Annotated in this window: 20 protein-coding genes; 11 read left to right on the forward strand and 9 right to left on the reverse strand. The window is 62.6% G+C overall.

Annotated elements, in window-relative coordinates:
- Positions 1–98: 98 nt before the first annotated feature.
- The 6 genes from B4L76_RS01690 to B4L76_RS01715 all read right to left on the reverse strand — a co-directional run bounded on the left by B4L76_RS01690 (position 99) and on the right by B4L76_RS01715 (position 5,872).
- Entirely contained in the window at positions 99–773 is a 675-nt protein-coding gene (locus B4L76_RS01690; RefSeq protein WP_296230033.1) for a COG3650 family protein, read from the reverse strand.
- 155 nt (positions 774–928) lie between these two features.
- Positions 929–1,630 (reverse strand): ABC transporter ATP-binding protein, encoded by a 702-nt coding sequence (locus B4L76_RS01695; protein ID WP_013973921.1) that lies wholly within the window; start codon positions 1,628–1,630, stop codon positions 929–931.
- Entirely contained in the window at positions 1,631–2,398 is a 768-nt protein-coding gene (gene livG, locus B4L76_RS01700; protein ID WP_170031819.1) for a high-affinity branched-chain amino acid ABC transporter ATP-binding protein LivG, read from the reverse strand.
- Entirely contained in the window at positions 2,395–3,651 is a 1,257-nt protein-coding gene (locus B4L76_RS01705) for a high-affinity branched-chain amino acid ABC transporter permease LivM (protein ID WP_289130253.1), read from the reverse strand. Before B4L76_RS01705 ends, livG begins: the two co-directional genes overlap by 4 nt.
- The gene (gene livH, locus B4L76_RS01710; protein ID WP_025340356.1) at positions 3,648–4,571 is read right to left on the reverse strand and encodes a high-affinity branched-chain amino acid ABC transporter permease LivH; all 924 of its coding nucleotides are present in this window, start codon (positions 4,569–4,571) and stop codon (positions 3,648–3,650) included. Before livH ends, B4L76_RS01705 begins: the two co-directional genes overlap by 4 nt.
- A 185-nt stretch (positions 4,572–4,756) precedes the next feature.
- Positions 4,757–5,872 (reverse strand): branched-chain amino acid ABC transporter substrate-binding protein, encoded by a 1,116-nt coding sequence (locus tag B4L76_RS01715; RefSeq protein WP_296230037.1) that lies wholly within the window; start codon positions 5,870–5,872, stop codon positions 4,757–4,759.
- Positions 5,873–6,225: 353 nt separating this feature from the next.
- On the opposite strand from B4L76_RS01715, the gene B4L76_RS01720 reads away from it, so the two are divergent.
- Both B4L76_RS01720 and B4L76_RS01725 read left to right on the forward strand, forming a co-directional pair.
- Positions 6,226–6,537, forward strand: a complete 312-nt coding sequence (locus B4L76_RS01720; protein ID WP_296230038.1) for a DUF2288 domain-containing protein — start codon at positions 6,226–6,228, stop codon at positions 6,535–6,537.
- A 186-nt stretch (positions 6,538–6,723) separates the two neighbouring features.
- Positions 6,724–7,611 (forward strand): NAD(P)-dependent oxidoreductase, encoded by an 888-nt coding sequence (locus B4L76_RS01725; protein WP_296230039.1) that lies wholly within the window; start codon positions 6,724–6,726, stop codon positions 7,609–7,611.
- Between the two features lie 25 nt (positions 7,612–7,636).
- Here the strand turns inward: B4L76_RS01725 and rapA are convergent, their stop codons facing one another.
- Positions 7,637–10,483 (reverse strand): RNA polymerase-associated protein RapA, encoded by a 2,847-nt coding sequence (gene rapA / locus B4L76_RS01730; protein WP_296230041.1) that lies wholly within the window; start codon positions 10,481–10,483, stop codon positions 7,637–7,639.
- A gap of 175 nt (positions 10,484–10,658) precedes the next feature.
- Here rapA and B4L76_RS01735 point away from each other — a divergent pair, with 175 nt between their 5' ends.
- The 7 genes from B4L76_RS01735 (at position 10,659) to B4L76_RS01765 (ending at position 15,519) form a co-directional block, all read left to right on the forward strand.
- The gene (locus tag B4L76_RS01735; RefSeq protein WP_296230043.1) at positions 10,659–11,354 is read left to right on the forward strand and encodes a M949_RS01915 family surface polysaccharide biosynthesis protein; all 696 of its coding nucleotides are present in this window, start codon (positions 10,659–10,661) and stop codon (positions 11,352–11,354) included.
- 63 nt (positions 11,355–11,417) lie between these two features.
- Complete coding sequence (locus B4L76_RS01740) at positions 11,418–11,744, forward strand: aspartate-semialdehyde dehydrogenase (protein ID WP_296230044.1); 327 nt, start codon at positions 11,418–11,420, stop codon at positions 11,742–11,744.
- A 67-nt stretch (positions 11,745–11,811) separates the two neighbouring features.
- On the forward strand, positions 11,812–11,973 hold the full coding sequence (locus tag B4L76_RS01745) for a hypothetical protein (RefSeq protein ID WP_003254864.1): 162 nt from the start codon (positions 11,812–11,814) through the stop codon (positions 11,971–11,973).
- 135 nt (positions 11,974–12,108) lie between these two features.
- Complete coding sequence (gene ccoM / locus B4L76_RS01750; protein WP_027918924.1) at positions 12,109–12,225, forward strand: cytochrome c oxidase subunit CcoM; 117 nt, start codon at positions 12,109–12,111, stop codon at positions 12,223–12,225.
- 235 nt (positions 12,226–12,460) lie between these two features.
- Positions 12,461–14,449, forward strand: a complete 1,989-nt coding sequence (locus tag B4L76_RS01755) for an FUSC family protein (RefSeq protein WP_296230048.1) — start codon at positions 12,461–12,463, stop codon at positions 14,447–14,449.
- Positions 14,436–14,642, forward strand: a complete 207-nt coding sequence (locus B4L76_RS01760; protein ID WP_296230050.1) for a DUF1656 domain-containing protein — start codon at positions 14,436–14,438, stop codon at positions 14,640–14,642. The genes B4L76_RS01755 and B4L76_RS01760 overlap by 14 nt, the downstream gene beginning before the upstream one ends.
- Before the next feature lie 13 nt (positions 14,643–14,655).
- A complete protein-coding gene (locus B4L76_RS01765) occupies positions 14,656–15,519 on the forward strand; it encodes an HlyD family secretion protein (protein ID WP_296230051.1) in 864 nt (287 codons plus the stop codon).
- Positions 15,520–15,609: 90 nt separating this feature from the next.
- Here the strand turns inward: B4L76_RS01765 and B4L76_RS01770 are convergent, their stop codons facing one another.
- Positions 15,610–16,368 (reverse strand): SDR family NAD(P)-dependent oxidoreductase, encoded by a 759-nt coding sequence (locus B4L76_RS01770; protein WP_296230052.1) that lies wholly within the window; start codon positions 16,366–16,368, stop codon positions 15,610–15,612.
- Positions 16,369–16,479: 111 nt separating this feature from the next.
- Between B4L76_RS01770 and B4L76_RS01775 the strand changes: the two genes are divergently transcribed.
- A complete protein-coding gene (locus B4L76_RS01775) occupies positions 16,480–17,388 on the forward strand; it encodes a LysR family transcriptional regulator (RefSeq protein ID WP_296230053.1) in 909 nt (302 codons plus the stop codon).
- Positions 17,389–17,511: 123 nt separating this feature from the next.
- Positions 17,512–17,841, forward strand: coding sequence for a DUF2025 family protein (locus B4L76_RS01780; RefSeq protein ID WP_296230054.1), 330 nt, complete (start codon positions 17,512–17,514; stop codon positions 17,839–17,841).
- A gap of 329 nt (positions 17,842–18,170) precedes the next feature.
- Here B4L76_RS01780 and B4L76_RS01785 read toward each other — a convergent pair whose 3' ends face one another.
- Positions 18,171–19,067, reverse strand: a complete 897-nt coding sequence (locus B4L76_RS01785) for a formate/nitrite transporter family protein (protein ID WP_296230055.1) — start codon at positions 19,065–19,067, stop codon at positions 18,171–18,173.
- Between the last annotated feature and the right edge of the window lie 262 nt (positions 19,068–19,329).

Consider the following 19,329-nt stretch of genomic DNA (forward strand, 5'->3'; position numbering starts at 1 on the left):
GGTCCAGTATCCCGGCCATGGGCGGCCGGCGGCTTTACACAAACCGCCAAGTATAAGCTGTTCGCCGCCCCGACTGGCAGGATAAAAGCACCCGGCGATCAGTTGTCGCGCGCACCACCGAAGTAACCGCAGCCGCGCAGGGTCTGGCCGTCGATGCGCAATTCGGCGCGCAGGTGACGCACGGCGCCAGTGGCGCCATCGAGGCAGCGTTGCGGGGCGACCCACAGTTCAACGTGCTGGCTGTTGGCTTCACTCGTCAGGGTCAGGCCGCCGCCGGGCACTTCTTCTTCGAGGAATGGCAGGGGCAGCGGGTCCTTGCCGACGCGGTTGAGCACCATGCCCTTGCCGCTGGCCTTGATGTCCCATTCCGGTTCGTGGCCGCTGGCGCGCAGCGTCAGCTGCTTGAAGTTGGGGTCTTCACAGGCGCGGGTGGAAGGTTCCAGGCGGTACAGTTGGCGCACTTCGAGCTGGCCGTCGTTGCTCGCCTGCTTGCTGCCGGTGAGGCGCCCACGGACGTCGGCGAACAGCTTGTCGTTGGCGTCCTTGGCCAGGTTTGCAGCCTCTTGCAGGACACCGGTAGCAGCAACGTCGTTGATCACGAAGGTACGGTTTTCAGTGCATGGTTTGAACAGCAACTGGCCACCAGCGGCGCGCAGTTCACCCTGCATGCGTGTGGTGCCGATGTTCGGGTCGCTGGGGGCGGCGGCCATGAACTGGCAACCACCGAACAGGGGCAGCAGGGCACTGAGCAGCAGGGTAGGGGTGAGGCGCATGGGACGGGCTCCGCAGAATCTTTGCCAAAGAGCTGGCCACGTTACTCAGGCTGGCGGCTGATCTCAAGCTAATGGTTGCCTGTGCCGGCCTCTTGCGGATGCAGGCATTACATGCCTGGCAGGCATGAAAAAGGGCCCGAAGGCCCTTTTTCCGATCATCCCCCCAGGTACGCGTCGCGCACCTTCGGGTCGGTCAGCAGTGCTTCACCGGTCCCCTGCATCACCACTCGGCCGTTTTCCAGCACGTACGCCCGGTCTGCGATCTTCAGCGCCTGGTTGGCGTTCTGCTCCACCAGGAACACGGTCACGCCATCACGGCGCAGCTGTTCGATGATGTCGAAGATCTGTTGGATGATGATTGGCGCAAGGCCCAGCGAAGGCTCGTCAAGCAGCAGCAGCTTGGGCTTGCTCATCAGTGCCCGGCCAATGGCGAGCATCTGCTGCTCGCCACCGGACATGGTGCCGCCCCGCTGGATATAACGCTCCTTCAGGCGCGGGAACAGTTGCAACACTTTGTCCAGCTGCTCCTGGTAATCGCCCTTGTCGGTGAAGAATCCACCCATCGCCAGGTTTTCCTCGACAGTCAGGCGCGAGAACACGCGGCGGCCTTCCGGCACCACCGCGATGCTCTTGCGCATGATGTGCGAGGACGGCTGGCCGACCAGTTCTTCGCCCAGGTACTTGATGCTGCCGCTGTGCGCCTGCGGCGAGCCGCACAGGGTCATCAGCAAGGTCGACTTGCCGGCACCGTTGGCACCGATCAGGGTGACGATCTCGCCCTGGTTGATTTCCACATTGACGCTGTGCAGCGCCTGGATCTTGCCGTAGAAGGTGGAAACGTTCTCGAACTTCAGCATTTACGCTTCCCCCAGGTAGGCTTTGATCACATCAGGGTTGTCGCGGATCTCTTCCGGCGTGCCATGGGCCAGGGGGGTGCCCTGGTTGATCACCACGATATGGTCGGAAATGCTCATCACCAGTTTCATGTCGTGCTCGATCAGCAGCACGGTGACGTTGTGCGACTCACGCAGGTAGGCGATCAGAGCCTTGAGGTCTTCGGTTTCCTTCGGGTTCAGGCCCGCTGCCGGTTCGTCGAGCATGATGATGCGCGGCTGGGTCATCATGCAGCGGGCGATTTCCAGGCGGCGTTGCTGGCCGTAGGCGAGGGTGCCGGCGGTACGGTTGGCGAATTCGGTCAAGGCGACCTTTTCCAGCCAGTACTGTGCGCGTTCCATGGCCTCCTTCTCGCTGCGGCGGAAGCTCGGGGTCTTGAACAGGCCGGCGAAGAAGTTGGTGTTCAGGTGGCGGTGCTGGGCGATCAGCAGATTTTCCAGTGCGGTCATTTCCTTGAACAGGCGCACGTTCTGGAAGGTCCGCACCACGCCCTTGCGGGCGATCTGGTGGCCGGCCAGGCCCTGGATCGGCTGGCCATCGAGCAGGATGGTGCCGCCGCTGGGCTTGTAGAAGCCGGTCAGGCAGTTGAATACAGTGGTCTTGCCGGCACCGTTCGGGCCGATCAGTGCCACCACCTGTTTCTCCTTGACGGTCAGGCCCACGCCGTTGACCGCCAACAAGCCGCCGAAGCGCATGCTCAGGCCGCTGACTTGCAGAATTTCACGGCTCATCGATGCAGCTCCATGTGTGGTCGTTGCATAGGCAGCAAGCCTTGCGGACGCCAGATCATCATCAACACCATCAGCGCACCGAACATCAGCATCCGGTATTCGCTGAACTCACGCATCAGCTCGGGCAGCAGGATCATCACGATGGCCGCGAGAATCACGCCCAGCTGCGAGCCCATGCCGCCGAGCACGACGATGGCGAGGATGATCGCCGACTCGATGAAGGTGAACGACTCCGGGGTCACCAGACCTTGGCGCGCGGCGAAGAAGCTGCCGGCGAAACCGGCGAAGCAGGCACCCAGGGTGAACGCCGAAAGCTTGATCACGGTTGGGTTCAGGCCCAACGCACGGCAGGCGATCTCGTCTTCGCGCAGGGCTTCCCAGGCGCGGCCGATCGGCATGCGCAGCAGGCGGTTGATCACGAACAGCGCCAGCAGGGCCAGCAGCAGGGCCACCAGATAGAGGAAGATGACCTTGTTGATCGAGTTGTATTCCAGCCCGAAGAACTCATGGAAGGTCTGCATGCCCTCGGCGGCACGGCGTTCGAAGGTCAGGCCGAAGAACTCCGGCTTGGGGATGTTGCTGATGCCGTTGGGGCCGCCGGTCCAGTCGGTGAGGTTACGCAGGAACAGGCGGATGATCTCGCCGAAACCGAGGGTCACGATCGCCAGGTAGTCACCGCGCAGGCGCAGCACCGGGAAGCCGAGCAGGAAGCCGAAGGTAGCGGCCATCAGGCCGGCGATCGGCAGACACACCCAGAAGCTCCAGCCCAGGTAGTGCGAGAGCATCGCGTAGCTGTAGGCACCGACGGCGTAGAAACCGACGTAGCCGAGGTCGAGCAGGCCCGCCAGGCCGACCACGATGTTCAGGCCCAGGCCCAGCAACACGTAGATCAGGATCAGCGTGGCAATGTCGACCGCACCGCGCGAACCGAAGAACGGCCACACCAGCGCGGCGACGATCAGGCCCAGGATGACGTAGCGCTGGGTCTTCGGCAGGGTCAGGTAGTTGCTGACGGCCGGCGGGATCAGCTTGCGATCCGAACGGCGGCCCATCACCGCGCTCCACTGCTTGTCGAACAGCACGCGCAGGAACATCAACACCGAACACACGGCGATGATACTGATGGTGAACGAACCCTGGCTGTGCACCGCCAGGCTGATGCCGTCGATGCTCAGTTTCAGGCCCAGCACCGGGAAGGCCACGGCCCAGACCAGCAAGGCGCTGAAGAACGCCTGTTTGAGATTTCTGTTCATACTTTTTCAACCTCCGGGCGGCCCAGGATGCCGGTCGGCCGGAATAGCAGGACAAGAACCAACAAGCCGAATGCCACCACGTCCTTGTACTGGTCGCCGAAGATATCGGCACCGAACGCTTCGGCCACGCCCAGCACCAGCCCGCCGAGCATGGCGCCCGGGATGCTGCCGATGCCACCCAGCACCGCCGCGGTGAAGGCCTTCAGGCCCACCAGGAAACCGGCGTTGGGGTTGATCACCCCGTACTGCATGCTCAGCAGCACGGCCGCCACCGCCGCCAGGGCGGCACCGATGACGAAGGTGAGGGCGATGATGTTGTTGGTGTTGATGCCCAGCAGGTTGGCCATCTTGATGTCCTCGGCACAGGCGCGGCAGGCGCGGCCCAGGCGGGAACGGGAGATGAACAGGGTGAGGCAGGTCATGGCCACCAGGGTGACCACGAACACAAGGATCTGCATGTAGCTGATCAGTACTTCTTCAGCACCGCCTGGCCCGAAGGAGAAGCTTCCGGGGATCAGGTTGGGGATGGACTTGTCCTTGGAGTCCTGCGACAGCAAGACGGTGTTCTGCAGGAAGATCGACATGCCAATGGCGGAAATCAGCGGGATCAGGCGGTTGCTGTTGCGCAGGGGGCGGTAGGCAACCCGTTCGATGCTGTAGCCATAGGCACTGGTGACGAAGATCGTCGCGACGAAGGCGACGGTCATCAGGATCGGCAGCGAATGGATACCCATCATGGCCAGGCCCGCCAGGGCAATGAAAGCCACGTAGGAACCGATCATGTACACCTCGCCGTGGGCGAAGTTGATCATGCCGATGATGCCGTACACCATGGTGTAGCCGATGGCGATCAAGGCATAGGTGCTGCCAATGGTCAATCCATTAACCAGTTGTTGGAAGAAATGGTAGATCTCAGGCATTACAGCGCTCCTAAAAACCTGATTTGCATTTCGCTGGCGCGGGTACGGCCAGGAAACCGCGGGTGACGGTTTTAAGATTTTCAGGTGAACCCGCCCCCGGATCGCGGGGATCAGGCCCATGAACCTCGTAAAACAAAGCCCACTGCTCGCACAGTGGGCTCCTAGGTCAGCTATTAGTCACGCAGTTACTGAGGGGAGACTTCGGTCTTCGGCTTGCCGAAGTGCCATTCGTAGACCACGAACTTGAAGTCTTTCAGGTCGCCTTTGTCGTCGAACGACAGGGTACCGGTCGGGGTCTTGAAGGAACCGGCGTGGATGGCCTCTGCCACCTTCTCGGCGTCTTCGGACTTGGCTTGCTTGATACCCTGGGCGATCAGCTCCACAGCCGAGTAGGCCGGGAACACGAACGGGCCGCTTGGGTCCTTGCCGTCAGCCTTGATGGCATCGACGATGGCCTTGTTCTCGGGGTCGGCGTCGAACGACTTCGGCAGGGTCACCAGCAAGCCTTCGGAGGCGTTCTGGGCGATCTGCGAGATGGAGTCGTTACCCACACCTTCCGGGCCCATGAACTTGGCTTTCAGGCCTTTTTCCTGAGCCTGGCGCAGGATCAGGCCCAGCTCCGGGTGGTAGCCGCCGTAGTAGACGAAATCGACGTTGTTCTGCTTGAGCTTCTGGATGATCGAGGAGAAGTCCTTGTCACCGGCGTTCAGGCCTTCGAACACGGCAACCTTGGTGCCTTTCTGCTCGAGGGTCTGCTTGACCGCGGTGGCGATGCCTTCACCGTACTGTTGCTTGTCGTGCAGCACCGCGACCACCTTCGGCTTGACGTGGTCGGCGATGTAGTTCCCGGCGGCCGGGCCCTGGGCGCTGTCCAGGCCGATGGTGCGGAAGATCAGCTTGTAGCCACGGGCGGTGATTTCCGGCGAGGTGGCGGCCGGGGTGATCATGATCACGCCTTCGTCTTCGTAGATGTCGGACGCCGGTTGGGTAGAACTGGAGCACAGGTGGCCGATGACAAACTTGACGCCGTCGTTGACCACTTTGTTGGCGACTGCCACGGCCTGTTTGGGGTCGCAGGCGTCGTCGTATTCCTTGGCTTCGAGCATCTTGCCATCGACGCCGCCCTTGGCGTTGATATCCTTGATGGCTTGCTTGGCGCCGATGAACTGCATGTCGCCGTACTGGGTCACAGGGCCGGTCTTGGGACCTGCAATCCCGATCTTGATGGTATCGGCGGCAAACGAATGGCTGGCTACCCCGGCCAGGACCATTGCGGCGAACAGCTTGGAAATCTTGATCATAGTGCTCCACTCATTCTGTTGTAATTCTTATAGTCCTGGCGGCCAGGGCTACAGACCGGGCGGGATTCGCGGCTGGCCATGCCAACGCGCAAGCCCACCTTCCCCCGGAACATGTCCCGGAACTGTACCGGTACAGTGTAGAGCGCTGTTCAAGCGCTTGAAAAGCGTTCGAAAAGTGCCTGTTTCCTGGGTTGTCGCTTGATCGACATAAAGATACAAAAAGGCGCCATCAATCTGCCTGTATGATCCCGCCCCATAAAATCGGGATCGATCGACCAAATTACATATTTGAAACCGGGTTTTTCTGCAAAAATGCCGGCCTTTTTATCGATCGACTTTTGCGGAAACGGCCCATGACTGATCACACAAGCACCCTCTATGCCAAACTGCTTGGCGAGACGGCAACCATCGAGTGGAAAGCACTGGAGCGTTTCTGGGCCAAAGGTGACCTGATTTGGGTCGACCCAAGCCTGGACCTGATCACCGTTGCCGAGGCGATGGCCGAGAATCGCAGCGAGATCTTCGCCAAGTGGCGTAGTGATGGCACTGTCGGCCCGGTGACTGCCGAGCAGGCTCAGGACCTGCAAAGCCGCGACCCAGAGATCTGGGCGGTGGTGGTTTCGCCGTTCATCGTGATCCAGGTGAAGCGTCCGGCCAACGCGTGATCATTTTTGGTGCGCGAAAATGCGCAGCAGCTCCGTTATGGTGCTCGAAGGCGCTCAGCACGGGTAGAGGTAAGTAACAATTCGGCGTGGCGGTAACAGTTTACGGGATGCGTAATGCGCACCAGTCTGCCAGGTGAAGCGCAACCGTGTAGCCAGGATAATCTTCGAACTAGCCAGGAGTGATTGATGAGCACTGAACTACCTTCGCTTGGGTTCGCCGGGATCGGCCTGATGGGGTTGCCCATGTGCCGGCGCCTGCTCGCCGCAGGCTACACGCTGACGGTGTGGAATCGCAGCCCGGACAAGTGCGCCGCCCTGGTCGCCGCTGGTGCGCGCCTGGCCAGCAGCCCAGCCGAACTGTGCCGCAACAGCGATATGGTGTTGCTGTGCTTGGCCGACACCGCTGTCGTGCGCGAGGTAGTGTTCGGTGAACAAGGCATTGCCCTGGGCGGGCACAGCGGCCAGTTACTGGTCGATTTCTCCAGCCTTGATCCGACCGCGACGCGGGAGATGGCCGCCGAGCTGGCGGCGCTGTGCGGCATGGCGTGGCTGGATGCGCCAGTATCTGGCGGCACACCTGGTGCCGAAGCCGGTAGCTTGGCGATCATGGTCGGTGGCGCGGCGGCCGACCTGGAACGCGCGCGCCCTGTGCTGCAGGTACTGGGCCAGCGCGTGACGCACATGGGCGCGGTGGGGGCAGGCCAGGTAACCAAGGCCTGCAACCAGATGATCGTGGCCTGCAATGCCCTGGTCATCGCCGAAGTGGTGGCATTGGCCGAACGGTCGGGGGTGGATGCGACCCTGATTGCCGAAGCACTGGCTGGCGGTTTTGCCGATTCCAGGCCACTGCAGATCCTCGCGCCACAGATGGCCGAAAGCCGCTTCGAGCCGATCAAATGGCACGTGCGTACGCTGCTCAAGGATCTTGATGGTGCGGTGAAGCTATCCCGCGAGCAAGGCTCGGCGACGCCACTCAGTGGCCTCGCTGCCCAACTGATGCGTTTGCATGCAAGCCAGGGCTACCAGGAAAAAGACCCGGCGACCCTGGTCGAACTGTACCGCAGCGAGGGTTGATCACCCCGCTGGGTGACCTGGCAGGCTAGCCTGCCACCAGCACGCGGATGGCTTCCAGGCGCAGGGCCGCTTTTTCCAGCATCGCCAGGCCTTCTTCACGCTGCTTGCGCAGCGCCTCGATTTCACTGTCGCGCACGCTCGGGTTGACCGCTTGCAGCGCGACCAGGCGGGCCAGCTCTTCGTCGGCTTCCGCCGCCAGGCGGCGCTGGGCTTCGGCCACGCGCTCGACGTGGGCCGGCAGGATCTTGGCCTCACCACTGCTGATGCGCTTGGCCAGCACGTCGCGCTGGGCCTGGACAAACTTGTTGGCGCTGGCGCGCGGTACGCTTTCGAGCTGGTCGTTGAGGGTTTCGAAGGCCACGCGGGAAGCCAGGTCGTTGCCGTTGGCATCGAGCAGGCAACGCAAAGCAGCCGGTGGCAGGTAACGGCCCAGTTGCAGGCTGCGCGGCGCCACCACCTCACTGACGAACAGCAGTTCAAGCAGCACGGTACCCGGCTTGAGCGCCTTGTTCTTGATCAGCGCCACGGCGGTGTTGCCCATCGAGCCGGACAGCACCAGGTCCATGCCGCCTTGCACCATCGGGTGTTCCCAGGTGAGGAACTGCATGTCCTCGCGTGACAGCGCCTGGCCACGGTCGTAGGTAATGGTCACGCCTTCGTCGTCACCCAGCGGGAAGCTGGCGTCGAGCATCTTCTCGCTCGGCTTGAGGATCAGAGCGTTCTCGGAATGGTCTTCGCTGTCGATGCCGAAGGCGTCGAACAGGGTTTCCATGTAGATCGGCAGGGCGAACTGGTCATCCTGTTCGAGAATGGCCTCGACCAGTGCCTGGCCTTCACCGCCACCGCCGGAGTTCAGCTCCAGCAGGCGGTCACGGCCAGTATGCAGTTCGGCTTCCAGACGTTCGCGCTCACTGCGGGCATCGGCCACCAGTGCATCCCAGGCCTTGCTTTCGCCGGTTTCGAGCAGCGGCAACAGGCGTGGGCCGAACTGGTGCTGCAGGGCGTTGCCGGTCGGGCAGGTATTGAGGAAGGCGTTGAGGCCTTCGTGGTACCACTGGAACAGGCGTTCCTGTGGGCTGCCTTGAAGGTAAGGGACATGCAACTGGATGGTGTGCTTCTGGCCGATACGGTCGAGGCGGCCGATGCGCTGTTCCAGCAGGTCCGGATGCGCTGGCAGGTCGAACATCACCAGGTGATGGGCGAACTGGAAGTTGCGGCCTTCGCTGCCGATTTCGGAACAGATCAGCACCTGCGCGCCGAACTCTTCGTCGGCAAAGTAGGCAGCGGCCCGGTCACGTTCGAGGATGCTCATGCCTTCATGGAACACCGAGGCCGGGATGCCGGAGCGCACGCGCAGGGCGTCTTCCAGGTCCATCGCGGTCTCGGCATGGGCGCAGATCACCAGCACCTTGGTGCGTTTGAGCATCTTCAGGGTGTCGATCAGCCAGTCGACGCGTGGGTCGAAACGCCACCAGCGCTCGTCGTCGGCCACCTCGCCCTGGGCCTGGAAGGCGACTTCCGGGTACAGCTCGGCATGCTCGCCGGCTGGCAGGTCGCGGTACTGCTCGGGCGTAGCCAGCGGGTAAGGGTGCAGCTGACGCTCCGGGAAACCCTGGATGGCCGCACGGGTGTTGCGGAACAGCACGCGGCCGGTGCCGTGGCGGTCGAGCAGCTCGCGGATCAGGCGCGCGCTGGCCTGGGTATCGCCGTCGCTGACGGCGGCCAGCAGGGCCTCGCCTTCGGCGCCGAGGAAGCCCTGGATGGTGGCGTGGGCCGTGGGTGACAGGCGGCCTTCGTCGAGCAGTTCCTGAACGGCTTCAGCCACCGGGCGATAGTGTTCACTCTCGGCGCGGAAGGCCGCCAGGTCATGGAACCGGTTGGGGTCGAGCAGGCGCAGGCGGGCGAAGTGACTGTCCTGGCCGAGCTGTTCGGGGGTGGCAGTGAGCAGCAGAACGCCCGGGATCACCTGCGCCAATTGTTCGACCAGGCCGTATTCGGTACTGACCTGATCTTCGTGCCAGACCAGGTGGTGGGCTTCGTCGACCACCATCAGGTCCCAGCCGGCGGCGAACAGCGCGTCCTGGGCCTTTTCGTCGTCGACCAGCCATTCCAGGGCCACCAGCGCCAATTGGGCATCTTCGAACGGGTTGCTGGCATCGCTTTCGATGAAACGTTCGGCGTCGAACAGCGCCACCTGCAGGTTGAAGCGACGGCGCATTTCCACCAACCACTGGTGCTGGAGGTTTTCCGGCACCAGGATCAGCACGCGGCTGGCGCGGCCCGACAGCAGCTGGCGGTGGATCACCAGGCCGGCCTCGATGGTCTTGCCCAGGCCCACTTCGTCGGCCAGCAGGACACGTGGCGCGCTGCGGTCGGCCACCTCGCGGGCGATGTGCAACTGGTGGGCGATGGGCTGGGCGCGGCAGCCGCCCAGGCCCCACAGCGCCGATTGCATCTGCTTGCTGGTGTGCTGCAGGGTGTTGTAACGCAGGCTGAACCACGACAGCGGGTCGATTTGCCCGGCGAACAGGCGGTCGCTGGCCAGGCGGAACTGGATAAAGTTCGACAGCTGGGTTTCCGGCAGGGTGCGCGGCTGGTTCTGCCCGTCCAGACCGTGGTAGACCATCAGCCCGTCGACGTCCTCGACCTCGCGCACGGTGAGCTTCCAGCCTTCGAAGTGGGTGATCTGGTCACCGGGCGAGAAACGTACGCGGGTCAGCGGCGCATTGCGCAGGGAATACTGACGGGTGTCGCCAGTGGCCGGGTAGAGCACGGTCAACAGGCGGCCATCCTGCGCCAGGATGGTACCCAGGCCGAGCTCGGCTTCGCTGTCGCTGATCCAGCGTTGCCCCGGTTGATACTGCTGCGCCATACTGCCTGAACTCCCGCGATGAAAAAGCCGATTATGTTAACGGATCGGCCGGTCGGACCAAAGTGCCGAGCGCACCGAAAGATGCGCAAATGCCGCAACAGGCCTCCACAGGCCATGCAACAGTCTAGTCGTTTCATCGCCCATACCGTGTTGCTGAAGAGGGCTTCGGATCGCCATGTCTGCCAAGCACCGCTGGTTGCGTACTTCGATAGCCGTGGGCAGCCTGGTGCTGCTGGTCGCCTGCGAGCAGAAAAACTTCGAGCCCCTGCCTGCCATCCCGATGGAGCAGCTCGAAGTGCTGGGCGTGCAGACGCCGATCAAGAGCGTGCATTTTCGTGACCGCAACGGTGAAGGCCTGCTGGTGCTGAGCCGTAGCGATGGCCAGGCCAGCGACCCGGAAAGCGAACAGGAAGTGGACAAAGTAGTACTCAAGGCCACGTTGTACGGGCGTAGTGCCGAAAACGACGCGTTCAAGGCGCGCTGGCAGATCGAACAGGAAACCAGCTGCCCGGGCCTGGATCTGGATGTGGATTTCTATAACGACGTCAGCGATGTCAGCGACCTGAACAAGGACGGTGTCGCCGAGGTTACGGTCGCCAGCCATGCCTTCTGCGGCGGCGGCATCGACCCGCACGACATCGCCATCGAAATGCGCGAAGGGCAGGCCAGTTACACCATCACCGGCCAGTCGCTGATCACCCCGGCAGGTGAAGAGCCGATCGGCGGTGAACGTGCGGACAGCGCCTCGCTCAAGGCAGCACCGCAGGTGCTGCGCGAGCACTTGGACAAGGTCTGGCAGCAGGTGTACAAGCGGCCCTGGAGCGAGGTCAGCGCACCAGCCGACGACGACCCTGACGACGAAGCTGAATAAAACTTGTCCATGTCTTCAAGGTAAGTCTTCGCCTGCCGATACAGAGGGCATAGGAGAACGTCCATGTTGCCACCGATCATTCCGCTCAGCGCCGCTCCGGTGACTTCACAACAGGATCCGGTCAAGCCGACCCCCGATATCAAACCGGTGGTACCGGCGCAGCCTGCATCCGGGGAAAGTGCCATCGACCTCAAGCGCCAGCGGGACCCGCAGGAGCAGGCGCTGCTGCTGCGCGAAGAGCAGCGTCGTCAGCAACGCCGGCACAAGGGCAGCGACGAGCGCTACAGCGCGATGCCGGGTGATGAGGTCAACGCCGACAACACCGTGCCGGTAGCGCCGTTGATGGGCGAGCATGAACGCCAGGGACTGCTGGTGGATATCGAAGTCTGACGTGGGGCTGGTCAGCGTCTGCGCCTGGCTTCATCATGCAAGCCTCAGTTGATCGTCGAGCCCACCCATGAGCCAAGACAACCTCATCGATTTCGATGCCGAACGCGCCAAGCGCGTCCATGACCTCAAGGAAAAGCGCCTGAACGAAATGCGCAACGCATTCGAACAGGCCCTGCCATTGAGCACCAGCAAGAAAAAGAAACCCAAGGGCAAGCCGAAGAAGCGCTGAAACTTGATGCAGGTCAACCTTGCACCCGCCTTGCGTGCCCGGCCCCGGGCACTATTGACACCGATCAATTTTTCCGCCCCTGACATTGGTTAACGTGCACCCATCGGATAACGGCAGACGAATGGGGAGGCCAGCATGTTCTTCGACAATGTGGTTATCGCCGGGGTGGTAACGGTCGGGTTGATGTTTGCATTCTTTGCCGGTCTGGGCATTTTCATCTGGAAGGACTCGCACAAGCGCAAGCCGCGCTGACCTTCCAAGTACACGAGCACGCAAGGCATTTGGGGCGACTTCGGTCGCCCATTTTTTTGCCTGCGATTTGGCGCCACCAGGGGCGCGAGTCCGTGAGAGTTGGCTGGTTCTGGAAAAGGCCGAAGCGGAAAAGCTTTTCACCACAAAGATGATTAGCTAGCTAATTAATAGGTTTCGCTTTATTCTTTCTCTCGTTGTCTATCTTTGAACAAGTCATCCCCGCAAGGTCCGCCTCGTGCCTATCACCCTCCAGGCCCTGTTCGCCCCCAGCAGCCTCGCCCTGAAGTTCGCCATCAAGACCCTGTTTGGTGGCGGCCTGGCATTGTGGCTGGCGATGCGCTGGGGCCTGGAACAACCAGCCTGGGCATTGATGACCGCCTTCATCGTCGCCCAACCGCTGTCGGGCATGGTGGTGCAGAAGGGCCTGGCGCGGCTGGCGGGGACCTTGGTCGGTACGCTCATGTCGGTGCTGTTCATCGGCCTGTTCGCCCAGGCCCCGTGGCTGTTCCTGCTTACCCTGGCGCTGTGGCTGGCCCTGTGCACCGCCGCTTCCACCCAATTGCGTAGCGCCTGGGCCTATGCCTTCGTGCTGGCCGGTTACACCGCCGCGATCATCGCCTTGCCGGCCATTGACCACCCGTTGCAGGTGTTCGACCAGGCCGTCGCACGCTGCACCGAGATCTGCCTGGGAATCTTCTGTGCCACCGCCAGCAGTGCTCTGCTCTGGCCCATGCGCGTCGAACAGCAACTGAGCGGGCAGGCCCGCCAGGCCTGGCAGAATGGCCTGCAGGCTGCGAGTGCCATGCTGGGCGGTGAGGATGAGGCGCGCAAAGGCTTGCTGGAGAGCCTGGGGCGTATCGTTGCCATCGACAGCCAGCGCGAACACGCCTGGTTCGAAGGCAGCCGTGGCCGCCAGCGTGCCCGCGCCATTCGTGGCCTGAGCCAGAAACTGATGGTACTGCTGCGCATTTCCCGCTCGGTGCGCCGACAATGGCGACAACTTGACGAACACGAGGCCGGACGCCTGGCGCCTTGGCTGGAGCAGGTGCGGGCGTTGCTCGGCAAGCCCGACTCGCCCAGCCTGCTGGTGCTGCGTCAGCGCCTCTGGGATGCAGCCCACGATGAACAGATCAGTTCCACCGAGCACTACTGTCTGGCGCGCATGGCCTTGCTGCTTGACTACGCCATGGCCGCCAGCCAGGCACTGGAGGATGTGGAGGCGGGCAGGGCGCCGAAAGATGTGGCCCAGGGCCTGGCAGTGCATCGTGACTGGTCGCTGGCCTTGCTGTTCGGCTCACGCAGTGCGCTGGCCTTTCTGGTAATGAGCGGCTTCTGGCTGGCCACGGCGTGGCCATCAGCACCGGGAGGGCTGGTGCTGACCTGTGTTGTGTGCAGCCTGTTCGCCAGCCGCGAGAATGGCGCCCAGATCGGCCTGAGCTTTTTGCGCGGAATCTTTCTGGCGATTCCTGCCGCGTTTCTGGTCGGGCAGATACTGTTACCGCAATGGAGCAGCTTCGCGATGCTCTGCCTGGGCATGGGCGTGCCGCTGTTTCTGGGTGCCCTGGGCATGGCGCATCCACGCACCGGGGCCACCGCTACCTCCTATTGCCTGCACTTCATCGTGCTGGTTTCGCCGCTTAATGCCATGCAGTTCGGTGTGGCCACGTTGCTCAACAGCGCGCTGGCCATGCTGGTCGGTGTGTCAGCCGCGGTAATGGCCTTCCGCTTGCTGGTATTTCGCCACCCTGCCTGGCTGGGCCGGCGCCTGCGTGCAGCGACCCAGAGTGACCTGGCGCGCCTGACCCGGCGCGACCTGCGCGGTGCCGACACCTGGTTCGGTGGGCGTATGGCCGACCGTCTGATGCAGCTGGCGCGGCATGCCGGCGAACTGCCCGATAGCGAGCGCAAGCGCTGGGATGACGGCCTGCACGGGCTGGATATCGGTGATGAGCTGGTACATCTGCGCATGTGCCTGGCCGTTGCCCAGGCCCCGTTGGGCCAGGCCGAGCGCGACTATCTGCAGCAGCTGGAAGCGGTGCTGGCCAAGGGGCCGGCGCCCGGGCGTGGTCATAATCTGGACGCCACCAGTGAGGCATTCATAGGTGCTCTGCGCCGGCAACCCTCGAGCGACCCGCTGCGGTTGGCCGAAGGGGCAGTGTTGCAATTGCAGAAAAGCTGGCGCAAGTGGTGCCACTGGCAGGAGGAAGCCCATGGGATTGCGTGAATGGGAAGTCGGCGGCGTGCTGTTCAGCCCGTTCCTGGTCTATGTGTTGCTGGCGCTGGTGCTCACCGGCGTGCTGCGCCTGGTGGTGCAGGCCACGCCGCTGGGGCGCTGGATCTGGCATGAAGCGCTGTTCGATGCGGCGTTGTTCGTTTGTGTGTTGTTCCTGGTGGTGCGACTGCTGGGAACTCTATAAAAGGAGTGTTTCGATGCGTGCGGCCGTACGTATTCTGGTGACCTTGTGTGTGGTGGCCCTGGCCGTGTTCGCCGGCTACCAGCTGTGGCAGTACTACATGCTCACGCCCTGGACGCGTGACGCCCGGGTGCGCGCCGATGTGGTGGTGATTGCCCCCGACGTATCTGGCTGGGTACGCGAGCTCAAGGTGCATGACAACCAGCAGGTCAAGGCAGGTGACCTGCTGATGACCATCGACCGCGAACGCTTCCAGGCGGCTTTCGACCAGGCCAGCGCAGTGACCGAGACCCGCGCCCAACAGTTGCGCTTGCGCGAACGTGAGGCTGCCCGGCGGACTGCCCTTGGGCCAGAGGCGATCAGTGCCGAGCTACGCGAGAACGCCCAGATCAACGCGGCCATCGCACGTGGCGAATTGCACGAAGCCGAGGCACAGTTGCAGATTGCCAGGATCAACCTGGCGCGCAGTGAGGTGCGCGCACCTCGCAGCGGGCATATCACCAACCTGCGGCTGGCCCAAGGCAACTATGTGAACGCCGGGGAGTCGGTGATGGCGCTGGTGGATGATTCAACCTTCTATATCCAGGCCTATTTCGAGGAAACCAAGCTACCGCGCATTCGCGTAGGGGACACGGTGAAAGTCTGGCTGATGGGGGCGGGCGAACCGATGCAAGGGCATGTGCAAAGCATCAGCCGCGGCATCACCGACCGCAACAGCAATCCGGACAGCCAGCTGCTGCCGGAGGTGGAGCCGACCTTCAACTGGGTGCGGCTGGCGCAGCGCATCCCGGTACGTATTCGCCTGGACCAAGTACCGCAGGGCGTAGCACTGAGTGCCGGGATGACGGCGAGTGTGCAGGTGCATGAGGACCAGAAGTAGGCCCCGAGGCCGTTGCGCAGTGGTTTTCGTATTGCTGCAGAAGCGGGCTGGCGTCGCGATGGGCCGCAACGCGGCCCCCAATTTCCCGTTTCAGAGGAACATTCCGCCCGACACCTCCAGCCGCTGCCCGGTTATCCAGCCATTCCCGTCTTCCAGCAACAGCGCAATCGCCGCGCCGATATCATCCGGCAAGCCCACCCGCCCCAGCGCCGTGTTGCCAGCAATGTGTTCATTCACCTGGCGGTTGTCCCTTACCACGCCCCCGCCGAAATCGGTCTCGATTGCCCCCGGCGCCAGAATGTTCACCCGAATGCCGCGTGCGCCAAGTTCCTTGGCCTGGTAGCGGGTCAGCACTTCCATCGCCCCCTTCATCGCGGCGTAGGCGGCATACCCCGGCAGGGCAAAGCGCGCCAGGCCGGTGGAGATGTTGATGATGCGGCCATTATCCACCAACAGCGGCAACAGGCGCTGGGTAAGGAAGAACGGGCCTTTCAATTGAATGTTCAGCAACTGGTCGAACTGCGCCTCGCTGGTCTCGGTGTACGGCACGTTCAGACCGATGCCGGCATTGTTCAGCAGAAAGTCGAAACGCTCGCGACCAAACTGCTGTTGCAGAGTGCTTTCCAGACGCTGGGCGAAGTCGGCGAAACTGCTACTGTCACCAACGTCCAGCTGCAACATGGCTGCCTTGACTCCTGCCTGTTCCAGGCGGGCGGCCACGCCCTGCGCTTCCTCCGCCTTGCTGTGATAGGTGCCGATCACGTCGATACCGCGTGCGGCCAGGTGTTCGGCGGCATTGCGGCCGAGGCCGCGGCTGGCGCCAGTGATGAGGGCGATCTTGCGGGTCATGGCGAAAACCTCCTGTGGGTGGATGAGCACAGGTTATTGGTCAGCCGATTGCTGTTAAATCCAGCAAATATGGAAATACTGTTCGGTAAAACCGGATAGTTGGAGGTTCGAGTGAACAAGCTGGAGCTGTTGCGTACCTTTGTGCGGGTCAGTGAAGTCAGTAGTTTCACCTTGGCGGCGGAAAGCCTGGGGCTGCCGCGTTCGACCGTGTCGGAGCAGGTGAGGACGCTGGAACGCATGCTGGGTACGCAGCTACTCAACCGGACCACACGGCGGGTACGAACGACCCAGGATGGTGCCTTGCTGTACGAACGCAGCAAGGACTTGCTGTCGGGCATGGAGGAGATCGAAAGCCTGTTCTGCGCTGACGATGCCGAGCTGGCCGGGCGCCTGCGCATCGACCTGCCGACCATGATGGCGCGTCGGGTCATCATCCCGCAGCTGCCGCAATTTCTACAGCGCTTTGCGCGCCTGGAGGTGGAGCTCAGTTGCACCGACCGCCAGGTCGATCTGCTGCGCGAAGGCTTCGACTGCGTGATGCGTATCGGCGCCCTGCATGATCTGGATGTAGCGGCGCGGCCGGTCGGGCAACTGAGCATGCGCAACTGTGCCAGCCCCGCCTACCTGGCCCGCTACGGCGTGCCCCGCACACTGCAGGACCTGGCCGGGCACCAGCTGGTGCACTATGTGCGCAACCTGGGCGGGCGCAGTGCCGGTTTCGAATACCAGCATGGCAATGAGCTTCGCTACCAGGCCATGGCCGGTGTGGTGACGGTCAACAATGCCGAGGCGTATTCGGCCGCCTGCCTGGCCGGGCTGGGGCTGATCCAGGTGCCGGCGGTGGGCGTGGCCGAGCACCTGAAGCGCGGCGAGCTGGTTTCTGTGCTGGAAGACTGGCAGGCCCCGGCCATGCCGGTATCACTGCTGTATGCCCGGCAACGGCACGTGCCGCGCCGGGTGCAGGTATTCATGCAATGGCTGGGCGAGGTGCTGCACTCGCAGGTCGATGGCGGCCACTGATTGGTTAAAAACCATGGCGGCCGTGTGGCGGCTTGCGTTAGGCTTTCGCCCACCAGTCGCCCGCAGAGGCGACTCTTCCCCGCCAGGCGTGCGTATCTTTCAATTTGATTGCGAGGTTACGTCATGGCCATCACTTCCCAGGACATCTGCAACGCTGCCGACCAGCTCAAGGGCTTTGTCGGGTACAACGGCAAGCGTGGCGTGCATATCGTGCGTTTTTCCGAAGACGCGTTCGGCATGGACGTGGCCGATGCCAGCATCACACCTTGTGGCGAGTTTGTCTGGCGACCCACTCAGGGGCAGCGCATGGCGCTGTGCCGCGAACGGCTGGCGCTGTTGTTTGAACAACATATGGATGACCGCTTGAACATCGGTGAGCCGCTGCGTGCCTACATGCGCCGCCGCGACCTGCCGGAGATCGTCGCCGAGCGCAGCCTGCAACAACCTTGCTGAAACGCCCGTAGCGACCGCGTTACACGGGGCGGGCGATCGCCCGCGGACTGCGCGACATGGCGAAACAGGTACAACATGACCAGGCGCAGTATCAGCAAAGCCCCGGCCAGCGGCGGCACCGCATGCAACAACTGGTGACCCGGCAGCGGATTGCTCCAGCTGGAAGCCGATGTGGCCGAGGTCGATGTGCAGATGCTCGTGGTCCTGCATCACGCTTTTCCACGTGCAAGCCGTTCAGGCGGAAACCGCTGTCCTGCCGCGCCAGCTTGAGCGCGGCAGCTGGCTGCCGGCAAAATTGCAGGCAACCTGGTGAACGAGCGCGTTTCGGCTCATTGCTGGCCGTTCTTGCGGTGACGGGCGCCTGCCGGGTTGTCTTCCAGTAAGCGCGAAGGCGACTTGCCGCTGTCGCTGCGCACCTGCGCATGGCTGATCAAACCGAAGATGAAGCTGCCACCGATGATGTTTCCGGCCAGGGTTGGCAGGGCGAACTCCAGCCAGAAGCTGCGCCAGGTTTCATCGCCGGCCCACACCAGGTAGGACACTTCGACCGAGCCGACCACGATATGGGTGAAGTCGCCAAGGGCCATCAGGTAGGTAATCATCAGGATGATCCAGATCTTGGCGTGTTCCATCGACGGAATCATCCACACCATGGTGGCGATCATCCAGCCCGACACGATGCCTTTGGCGAACATCTGGCTGATGTCGTTCTGCATGACCTTGCGGCCTACTTCGAGGAAGGCAACGTCGGTCTTGCTGTCGAAGATCGGCAGTTCCAGCATGACCCAGGCCACCAGCAGGGTGCCGGCCAGGTTGCCAAGCAGTACCACGCTCCACAGCCGCAGCAGGCGCCCGAAGTTGGCCAGGGTAGGGGCGGTCATGACGGGCAGGACGGCGGTCAGGGTGTTTTCCGTGAACAGTTGCTGACGTGCCAGGATCACGGCCAGGAAGCCGGCGCTGTAGCCAATACTGGCGACCACCTGAGAACTTTCACCTTGCGGAAGCCGGGCGTAGAAGAGGCCCATGGCCATGAGCGAGAGTCCCATGGACAATCCGGCAGCGAGGGCTGACCACCATAGTGCTGCGAGGGTACGCTCCAGTTCCTGATCGCCCTGGTAACGAATGATCTCGTGCAACACTGCTGCGCGCGGCGGTTGGTTCAGGCTGACTTCCTGCTCTTCATCCGCCGACAGGCCCGGGGTTTTCTCGCTTTGCGCATCGCTCATGGCCGCTCCGCTCCGTTGGGGTGTTCCTCTACAGATTCGCGGCGCTTCCATTAGTTGCCGGCATGCCGCCGGCGCTGCAAAAAAGTTTTTAGATCAAGGTGTTGACTCTGATTTCAAAGCGCGTATTATTCGCCTCCTCGCAGCGATGAACGCTTCGGGGTAGGCGGTAAGCTGTTGAAGTTAAAAGGTTTCGAAAGAAACCGGATGTAAAAAACTTCAAAATAAACGCTTGACAGCCAGCGAGGAAAGCGTAGAATGCGCG

The sequence above is a fragment of the Pseudomonas sp. UBA4617 genome (assembly GCF_002386445.1).
In the GTDB taxonomy this organism is placed as follows: Bacteria; Pseudomonadota; Gammaproteobacteria; order Pseudomonadales; family Pseudomonadaceae; genus Aquipseudomonas.

What these genes read in the sequence shown, in the direction of transcription:
- B4L76_RS01690 (WP_296230033.1), bottom strand. Translation starts at nt 773, where the DNA reads ATGCGCCTCACCCCTACCCTGCTGCTCAGTGCCCTGCTGCCCCTGTTC.
- B4L76_RS01695 (WP_013973921.1), bottom strand. Translation starts at nt 1,630, where the DNA reads ATGCTGAAGTTCGAGAACGTTTCCACCTTCTACGGCAAGATCCAGGCG.
- livG (WP_170031819.1), bottom strand. Translation starts at nt 2,398, where the DNA reads ATGAGCCGTGAAATTCTGCAAGTCAGCGGCCTGAGCATGCGCTTCGGC.
- B4L76_RS01705 (WP_289130253.1), bottom strand. Translation starts at nt 3,651, where the DNA reads ATGAACAGAAATCTCAAACAGGCGTTCTTCAGCGCCTTGCTGGTCTGG.
- livH (WP_025340356.1), bottom strand. Translation starts at nt 4,571, where the DNA reads ATGCCTGAGATCTACCATTTCTTCCAACAACTGGTTAATGGATTGACC.
- B4L76_RS01715 (WP_296230037.1), bottom strand. Translation starts at nt 5,872, where the DNA reads ATGATCAAGATTTCCAAGCTGTTCGCCGCAATGGTCCTGGCCGGGGTA.
- B4L76_RS01720 (WP_296230038.1), top strand. Translation starts at nt 6,226, where the DNA reads ATGACTGATCACACAAGCACCCTCTATGCCAAACTGCTTGGCGAGACG.
- B4L76_RS01725 (WP_296230039.1), top strand. Translation starts at nt 6,724, where the DNA reads ATGAGCACTGAACTACCTTCGCTTGGGTTCGCCGGGATCGGCCTGATG.
- rapA (WP_296230041.1), bottom strand. Translation starts at nt 10,483, where the DNA reads ATGGCGCAGCAGTATCAACCGGGGCAACGCTGGATCAGCGACAGCGAA.
- B4L76_RS01735 (WP_296230043.1), top strand. Translation starts at nt 10,659, where the DNA reads ATGTCTGCCAAGCACCGCTGGTTGCGTACTTCGATAGCCGTGGGCAGC.
- B4L76_RS01740 (WP_296230044.1), top strand. Translation starts at nt 11,418, where the DNA reads ATGTTGCCACCGATCATTCCGCTCAGCGCCGCTCCGGTGACTTCACAA.
- B4L76_RS01745 (WP_003254864.1), top strand. Translation starts at nt 11,812, where the DNA reads ATGAGCCAAGACAACCTCATCGATTTCGATGCCGAACGCGCCAAGCGC.
- ccoM (WP_027918924.1), top strand. Translation starts at nt 12,109, where the DNA reads ATGTTCTTCGACAATGTGGTTATCGCCGGGGTGGTAACGGTCGGGTTG.
- B4L76_RS01760 (WP_296230050.1), top strand. Translation starts at nt 14,436, where the DNA reads ATGGGATTGCGTGAATGGGAAGTCGGCGGCGTGCTGTTCAGCCCGTTC.
- B4L76_RS01765 (WP_296230051.1), top strand. Translation starts at nt 14,656, where the DNA reads ATGCGTGCGGCCGTACGTATTCTGGTGACCTTGTGTGTGGTGGCCCTG.
- B4L76_RS01770 (WP_296230052.1), bottom strand. Translation starts at nt 16,368, where the DNA reads ATGACCCGCAAGATCGCCCTCATCACTGGCGCCAGCCGCGGCCTCGGC.
- B4L76_RS01780 (WP_296230054.1), top strand. Translation starts at nt 17,512, where the DNA reads ATGGCCATCACTTCCCAGGACATCTGCAACGCTGCCGACCAGCTCAAG.
- B4L76_RS01785 (WP_296230055.1), bottom strand. Translation starts at nt 19,067, where the DNA reads ATGAGCGATGCGCAAAGCGAGAAAACCCCGGGCCTGTCGGCGGATGAA.